Annotated in this window: 6 protein-coding genes; 1 reads left to right on the top strand and 5 read right to left on the bottom strand. The window is 52.1% G+C overall.

Annotated features, from left to right (window positions below):
* Positions 1-184: 184 nt before the first annotated feature.
* From ON072_RS16420 to hldE, 4 genes are all read right to left on the bottom strand, one after another.
* Entirely contained in the window at positions 185-703 is a 519-nt protein-coding gene (locus ON072_RS16420; protein ID WP_025890191.1) for an Hcp family type VI secretion system effector, read from the bottom strand.
* Between the two features lie 372 nt (positions 704-1,075).
* Positions 1,076-1,555 (bottom strand): TetR family transcriptional regulator, encoded by a 480-nt coding sequence (locus ON072_RS16415; RefSeq protein ID WP_025010373.1) that lies wholly within the window; start codon positions 1,553-1,555, stop codon positions 1,076-1,078.
* A 156-nt stretch (positions 1,556-1,711) separates the two neighbouring features.
* Positions 1,712-2,539: a hypothetical protein gene (locus tag ON072_RS16410; protein WP_274626106.1), complete on the bottom strand. Its 828-nt coding sequence runs from the start codon at positions 2,537-2,539 to the stop codon at positions 1,712-1,714.
* Entirely contained in the window at positions 2,539-3,969 is a 1,431-nt protein-coding gene (gene hldE, locus ON072_RS16405) for a bifunctional D-glycero-beta-D-manno-heptose-7-phosphate kinase/D-glycero-beta-D-manno-heptose 1-phosphate adenylyltransferase HldE (protein ID WP_071237743.1), read from the bottom strand. The genes ON072_RS16410 and hldE overlap by 1 nt, the downstream gene beginning before the upstream one ends.
* Positions 3,970-4,074: 105 nt before the next feature.
* Between hldE and ON072_RS16400 the strand changes: the two genes are divergently transcribed.
* On the top strand, positions 4,075-4,998 hold the full coding sequence (locus ON072_RS16400) for an LpxL/LpxP family Kdo(2)-lipid IV(A) lauroyl/palmitoleoyl acyltransferase (RefSeq protein ID WP_045283114.1): 924 nt from the start codon (positions 4,075-4,077) through the stop codon (positions 4,996-4,998).
* 57 nt (positions 4,999-5,055) lie between these two features.
* Here the strand turns inward: ON072_RS16400 and ON072_RS16395 are convergent, their stop codons facing one another.
* Positions 5,056-6,780, bottom strand: a complete 1,725-nt coding sequence (locus ON072_RS16395) for a potassium/proton antiporter (RefSeq protein WP_025010370.1) — start codon at positions 6,778-6,780, stop codon at positions 5,056-5,058.
* Positions 6,781-7,012 lie beyond the last annotated feature (232 nt).

The following is a 7,012-nucleotide window of genomic DNA, read 5'->3' as shown; positions in this document are numbered from 1 at the left end:
TTGCTCTTGGTTTAAATGCGATTGACTCGAATGTCTGTTGAATGTCCGTTTAGCCGAATTGCACCAAAAGCCATTGGCCTGCTCTCTGGCTCTCAATCAACTATTTACACTGTCAGTTGACGTCCCCGCCAGAAAACACCCCAATGGCAAACAGCCACCGCAAGGCGGTGGCTGACACACACTATCAGGCTTCGATGGGCTTGCGCCAGTCATCCGCACCTGAAGTACCGGCACTCACGTGGTCCCAGTCTATCTTGCGATAGGCCATTGACACCTCAACCAATTGAGTGAAATCCGCCTTGTTCGGGTCCTGGCAGTGTGGCATGTGGCAGTTGATGTCCACTATCGTCGCACCTTCAAGCTTGGTGGTGAAGAAGTGCTCCTGCTTGCCCTCGATAGAGGTGCGGTACCACTTCAGCTCAACCTTGTTCAGCTTCTCACCGGATGACAGCGAGTTGTACATCAAAGGCACCGCCTTGTTCAGCGCCACGGTGAACTTGAACGGCTTGTGCACCCGTTGACCCGAAGGCATACCTGACTGTGGGTCGGTCGGCACTGTCACCACATGGTTGAATTCCTGAACCAGCATCTCGTCTTCATGACCTTCCACAAAGATGTCGCCCACTGACTCGGCCGTAAACGCGCCTGCAGTGATGTTGCCCTGGGTTTGACCTTCGATGGAGATATAACATGGTGTTGGCATGGTTAATTCCTTTTACTGTTGAATGAGTGATAAAACCTCATCACCCAATGCCAGAAGCATGCCAAATCGTAAGCCACTGTTTTACAACAACATCCAAACCCACTCCCACTCACCGGGCAATTTCTTGCCCGAACCCGGGCAATTTTTTGCTCGCCGGGCAACTTCTTGCCCGAAGAGAGTTGCCTGAAAGAGTTGCCCGAAAGGGATGCTCGAAAAGAGTGGCCCAAGGAATAAGCGGAAGTCGATTGGATTTTGTGTACCAATAACGCGTAATTCGATAAGAAAATGAATGGATAAAAAAACAGCAAGCCTTAGCTTGCTGTCTCAATTATCTCTACGAATCGCTTGAATGAGAGTCGCTTAAACGGAATTTCAAGCGGCGCAGGCGATACCTGGATCGGAAAGCAACATAACGGCGCTGCGTCCCAGGAGATCGTTGATCATCTGCTCGCCCTTTTCACCCAGCTCTATCTGGGCATTTTCCCTGGCCATGGCCACGGCGCGAAACAGGGTAATCTCAGGATTGTTGTGTCCGCAGAGACTAAAGAAGAGTCTCAATACTGCCCTGTGCTCTGCTTGTTGCAGCGCCTGCATCCAGGATTTTTCGAGTGCTTCAACACTGGAAAAATCCAGAGCGGCCAAAAACAGCCGACCAATGCGCACATCCAACCTGGCAAGAAAATCGATTTTGCGCGGAAAATGGTGACTGATCCCCGTGCGGCTAATCCCCGTTGCTTCTGAAAGAGTTGTGTAAGACATAGCCTCAAAACCAATAGTTAAGATTTGTTTGAGAGCTTCGTCCATAATCTGATTGATAGTCAGCTCAGTCTGAGCCTTTGAACGCTTGGCCATTCTTGTCTGCCTCTTATCCCCGTTGTTTTTATTGCCAACGAGCTTATCAAAGGCATAGAGAGAATACTGCCAAAAAGAGGGGTGTTAACAGCGTTTTTCACTTTTGTTCAGCAAGGGTTCAGCTAGGACAGCTGAAAAAAAGCCTTATTTGTCACATTATTGCAACATTTTTTCTTTAACCAACCAACGATTGGCTATTTCAGTTCCCACCAACTGTTTCAGGGTGGGTTGCAGCACTTTGCCCAGTTGCTCACGACGCCAAAACATATAGCCAGGAAGGGTTTGCCGACCAGCCCGGTTAAAGAGATGCTGCAGCAAGCTGGAAAACTCTGCCACTTCACCTGGAGAATAATGGCGGATCTCTGGATAAAAACCGAGCACAAATGTAGCAAAATCAGCAAATTCCGCGATTTGTTTTAGATCATACTTATTTAACACTTGTATCAGGTAAAGTGGGCTCCAATGTGACAAATTGCCGATATCGGAAAATACTGCCAGGTTGCGACGGTGGTATTGTTGCCACACAAGTTCCAGACTGTTCCATTCTTTAGCACAACGCCAAGCGAGATAAGTATCAGCCAACCACTCGTGGTCCAATTCAGACAACTCGGCAGGCAGAATGTTTCCCTGCAAGCGCTTTACTTCCAGATGCCCTAATTCATGCCACAGGGTTAGTTGCGGCTGATATTGCAACAAGAGTTCATGGTTTTGGCCGTTCCAGATAGCACTTTGACTTTGAGGGAGATAGTGCGGTGCCCAGAGAACCATACCGGCAACGCTATCATCTTCGACGGGCAGAGACATGGCACCTCTCATTCCCAGTGCATCGAAGAAAGCCTTTTGAGACAGGGGCAGTTGTTGTTTGACTCTATCGGGGAGTTGTTGCAGACACAGTGACAGTTCCGATGGCGGGCATATCAAGGCTTGTTTTGGACCTACATCAGCCCAAAACAAGCTTCCCGATAGCAACACCGCCATCAACATCAGGGCTTGGCCATAATATTCTGAATAATGGCGGTAGTGGAGATACCATCTTCGAACCCCAGCACCTTGACACTGCCACCGGCGGCGATCACTTCTTCACCTCCGGCTATCTCCTCCACCCGGTAGTCGCCCCCCTTGACCAGGAGGTCCGGCAGCAATCTAGAGATCACTCGCTGCGGTGTATCTTCACTGAAAGGCACCACCCAATCGACAGCGGCCAGCCCCGCCAGTACTGCCATTCGCCGCTCAAGGCTATTGACCGGACGCCCCTCGCCCTTGAGCCGTTTAACCGAAGCGTCATCATTGACCGCCACAATCAATCTATCGCCCAAGGCACGGGCTTCTTTGAGGTAACTGACGTGCCCGGCATGGAGTATGTCAAAGCAACCATTGGTCATCACCACCCGCTCACCTCTGAGCTTGGCTTGCTGCATGGCGTACAGCAGTTGATCTTCGCTGACCACACCAAAGCCTGACTCTCCCTGATGTTGAGCCAGGGCCTCGATGAGTTCAATGCGGCTGACGGTGGAAGTGCCCAGTTTACCAACCACCACACCGGCGGCGGTATTGGCAATGGCACAGGCTTGTGGCAGGTCGCTGCCGGCCGCCAAAGCTGTGGCGAGCGCCGAGATCACAGTATCTCCGGCGCCGGTCACATCATAGACTTCCCGTGCCACAGTAGGAATATGCAGCTCATCCCCTTCGCTGGTGATCAGTGTCATGCCCTTTTCAGAGCGGGTAACCAGAATCGCTCCCAGTTGATGCTTGCTAATCAAGGCCTGGGCCTTGGCCACCAGATCGGCTTCCGAGCTGACAGTACCCACCACAGCCTCAAACTCACTCATGTTGGGAGTAATTAAACTGGCACCGGCATAACGGCCGAAATCGCTGCCCTTGGGGTCCACCAAGACACTGATCCCCTTGGCTCTGGCCTTGGCGATAAAGGCCTGAGGCTCAAAGATGGCCCCCTTGGCATAGTCAGACAGCACCAGCACCTTGCAATCGTCCAGTAGAGCTTCGCTCTGCGCCAATAGCGCCTGGCTCTGCTCTTGGGCAAAGGTCTCTTCGAAATCCAAGCGAATAAGCTGTTGGTTACGACTCAGTACCCGCAGTTTGGTGATTGTGGGTTTATCTTCAACCGTCAGCCACTTAGGCTCCACACCTAGAGTACTGACACCTGTATTCAGGGCCGATGCGGCTTCATCGGCTCCGACAATACCGGCCAGTTGCACCGAACCGCCCAGCGCCGCGATATTCAGCGCCACGTTGGCTGCTCCGCCGGGCCTATCCTCTATCTGATTGATACGCACCACAGGTACAGGCGCCTCGGGTGAAATACGGCCGGTTGGGCCAACCCAGTAACGGTCGAGCATCACATCACCAACCACCAGAACCTTGGCTTTTTCAAATGGGGGCAGAGTTACCTTCATAACGGACTTGTCTTATTAGGCAAAATAAACCCCGATTGTACCTAATTTTCACACTGAATTGGGTTAGAATATGCGGTAATTTTTCCTGTAAACGGGTTTATCGTTTTGGTAGAGAAAGCACAATTTTCCGCTCACTTGTATCACCCTAAATTCTGGTTGCTGTGGCTGGCTGTCGGTCTGGCCAGGCTGACCCTCCTGCTGCCTCTCAAGTGGCAGATGAAGCTTGGCAGTGGCATAGGTCTGCTGGCAATGAAGCTGGCCGGAAGCCGGGTTAACACCGCCAAACGCAACCTGGAGTTGTGTTTTCCACAAATGAGTGAGGCCGAGCGAGAGACGCTGCTCAGACGTAATTTCCAGGAAACCGGCAAAGCAATTTTCGATACCATCAATGCCTGGTGGTGGAGCAACGACAAAGTGCAGAAGCACATGCAGATAAAGGGCCAGGAGCATGTGGAGCAGACACTGGCCGCCGGTCAGGGGGTTATTCTGTTTGCGGTTCACTGCTTGCCGCTGGAAATGGGTGCAAGAATATTTGGCCAATTTCAGCCCGGGGTTGGTGTGTACCGCCCCCACAACAACCCTGTAATGGAATATCTGCAGGTGAAGGGCCGTTTGCGTTCAAACAAGGCGCTGGTTCCCAAGCGGGATCTCAGGCAGATGGTGCGTTGCCTGCGTAACCCTGATGTCATTTGGTACACAGCAGATCAGGACTTTGGCCGCTCCAGCGCCATCTTTATCCCCTTCTTCGCCGTTCCCGATGCTGCCACCATCACCGGCGGCACCACCTTGGCCAAGCTGGGTAAAGCCAAAGTGCTGCCCTTCTTTGTTGAGCGCAACACCGACGATACGGGTTACAACATAGAGATCCAGGCGCCGCTGGATAACTTCCCCGGCGAAAATGAGGTGGAAGACGCCAAACGCGGTAACGGCATTGTCGAGCAGTTGATCAGCCGTAACCCGGCGCAGTACATGTGGCTGCACCGCAGGTTCAAGACCCGCCCCAATGAGAGTGATCCCTCGCTCTATTGAGAAAGTAGCCGTAAAAATGCCGACTCAAGGTCGGCATTTCTTCGTTCTTCGCTTTTTTCAGTCTTCAGAGGGCAATCTCAAACCAACCCGGCTGACTGTCCCTTCCTGCACCTCGGCGACTATCCAGTCCAGCCCTTGCCAGAGGAATTGATCCCCCACTACAGGGTGACTACCGAGTTGCTGTAGCAGTAAGTCGGCAACCCGCATCTGCTCATATTCGGGTTCCAGCTGCATGCCGTAAATCGGTGCCATATCGGCCAGCATCACATCCACTGAAATAAAGAAGTCACCAAAGAAGCGGGGCGCCTCGCGTTTTTCTGGCGCCTCACTGAACAGCTGACTCAGAGGCTCTAAATCGTCCTCTTGCCCCAGCACACAAAGAATGTCATCGGCCATCAGCCTGGTACTCCCCGAAGGGTGCAACAGTTCGTTATTGCGAAATACCGCAGCAATCCGGGTTCCCGCCGGCATGGCAAGACGCCTCAGAGGCTCACCGATACACCATTTGTTTTCACTGAGGCGATAGACAAATATCTCCCATTCACTGGTGGGATAAATTTCCACCCCGGCGCGGGAAATAGGTGCCGGTTTGGGTGGCAACTCCACCTTGGCCAGCTGCGCCGCCTTGGACAAGGTACTGCCCTGCAGCAGCAAGGAAACCATCACCACGAAGAAGGCCAGGTTGAAGTAAAGCTGCGCTTGTGGCAGCCCCGCCATCATGGGAAATACCGCCAGAATAATGGGCACTGCGCCGCGCAGCCCGACCCAGGAGATAAACCATCTATCTCTGTCATGGAAGCTGCGAAACGGTAGCAAACTGAGCCAAACCGCAATCGGCCGCGCCAGAAAGATCATCCCGAACGCCAGTGCCAAACCCGGTAAGGCGATATCTTTCAGATCCGATGGCGTCAGCAAGAGTCCCAGTACCAGGAACATGCCTATCTGACTGAGCCAAGTCATACCATCGAGCACGTTGAGAATCGAGTGTTTGCCACGGGTCGCCTTGTTACCGAGAAATAGACCCACCAGATAAATAGACAGAATACCACTGCCTCCCAGGGCATTGGAGATGGCGAAGATCATCAGTCCGCCACTCAGCACCAAAATGGAGTAGAGGCCTTCCGGCAATTGATTGCGATTGATAACCTGCCACAACAGCCAACCGCCGCCGACACCGAGGATCCCGCCCAGGCCAAACTGTTTGATAAAGCTCAGTGCCAGATAGCTGCCCGATAGTTCATCGCCACTACTGCCGAGAATGGCAATCAGAGTCACGGTCAAAAACACAGCCATGGGGTCGTTACAACCGGATTCGATTTCCAGTGTCGAACCGACACGCTCATTCACGTTTTTGCCCTTGAGCAGGCTAAATACCGCCGCGGCATCGGTCGAACCGACAATGGCTCCCACCAACATGCCCTGGAGTAAGTTGAGATCGAATAACCAGGCAGCCAACAAACCTGTCAATGTGGTGGTTAACGCCACTCCAAAAGTGGCCAATGACAAGGCCGGCCACAATGCCACCCTGAAACTGGCAACCCGGGTACGCATGCCACCATCGAGCAGAATAACCGCCAGAGCCAGGTTACTGACCAGATAAGCAACTGAATAGTCATTGAATACTATGCCGCCTGGGCCATCTTCACCGGCAAAGATACCCACCGCCAGAAATACCACCAAAATAGGAATACCGAGTCGCGAAGACAATGGGCTGAGCAGCACGCTGACTGCAATAAGCAAGGCCCCGACAAGGAAAAAGCTGTTGATGATATCTGCGTTCAAATGACCCTCCAGTTGAAAATGCGGGGAAGCTAATAAAAGAGAAACCTGGCTCTAACGAGACTCCGGAAAACACGTGGGTTACAGACGGGATTATATCATTAATTCGGGTTATTTTTCAGTAGAAACAGTTGACTTATTTTTACTGCCAGCGAAAAAGACCAGTAAAAGAAGCTAGGTAAACCCTTAAAAAATGGAAAATTTACCTATAAAACATCAAATCTGAACCCAAAGA

This window comes from Shewanella sp. K8 (genome assembly GCF_028823715.1).
GTDB lineage: Bacteria > Pseudomonadota > Gammaproteobacteria > Enterobacterales > Shewanellaceae > Shewanella > Shewanella algae.
The sequence above is the reverse complement of the archived record's forward strand: the minus strand, read 5'-3'. Positions and strand labels throughout refer to the sequence as shown.

Coding starts and splice junctions, on each gene's coding strand:
- hldE (WP_071237743.1), bottom strand. CDS start 3,969: ATGAAGGTAACTCTGCCCCCATTTGAAAAAGCCAAGGTTCTGGTGGTT.
- ON072_RS16415 (WP_025010373.1), bottom strand. CDS start 1,555: ATGGCCAAGCGTTCAAAGGCTCAGACTGAGCTGACTATCAATCAGATT.
- ON072_RS16410 (WP_274626106.1), bottom strand. CDS start 2,539: ATGTTGATGGCGGTGTTGCTATCGGGAAGCTTGTTTTGGGCTGATGTA.
- ON072_RS16420 (WP_025890191.1), bottom strand. CDS start 703: ATGCCAACACCATGTTATATCTCCATCGAAGGTCAAACCCAGGGCAAC.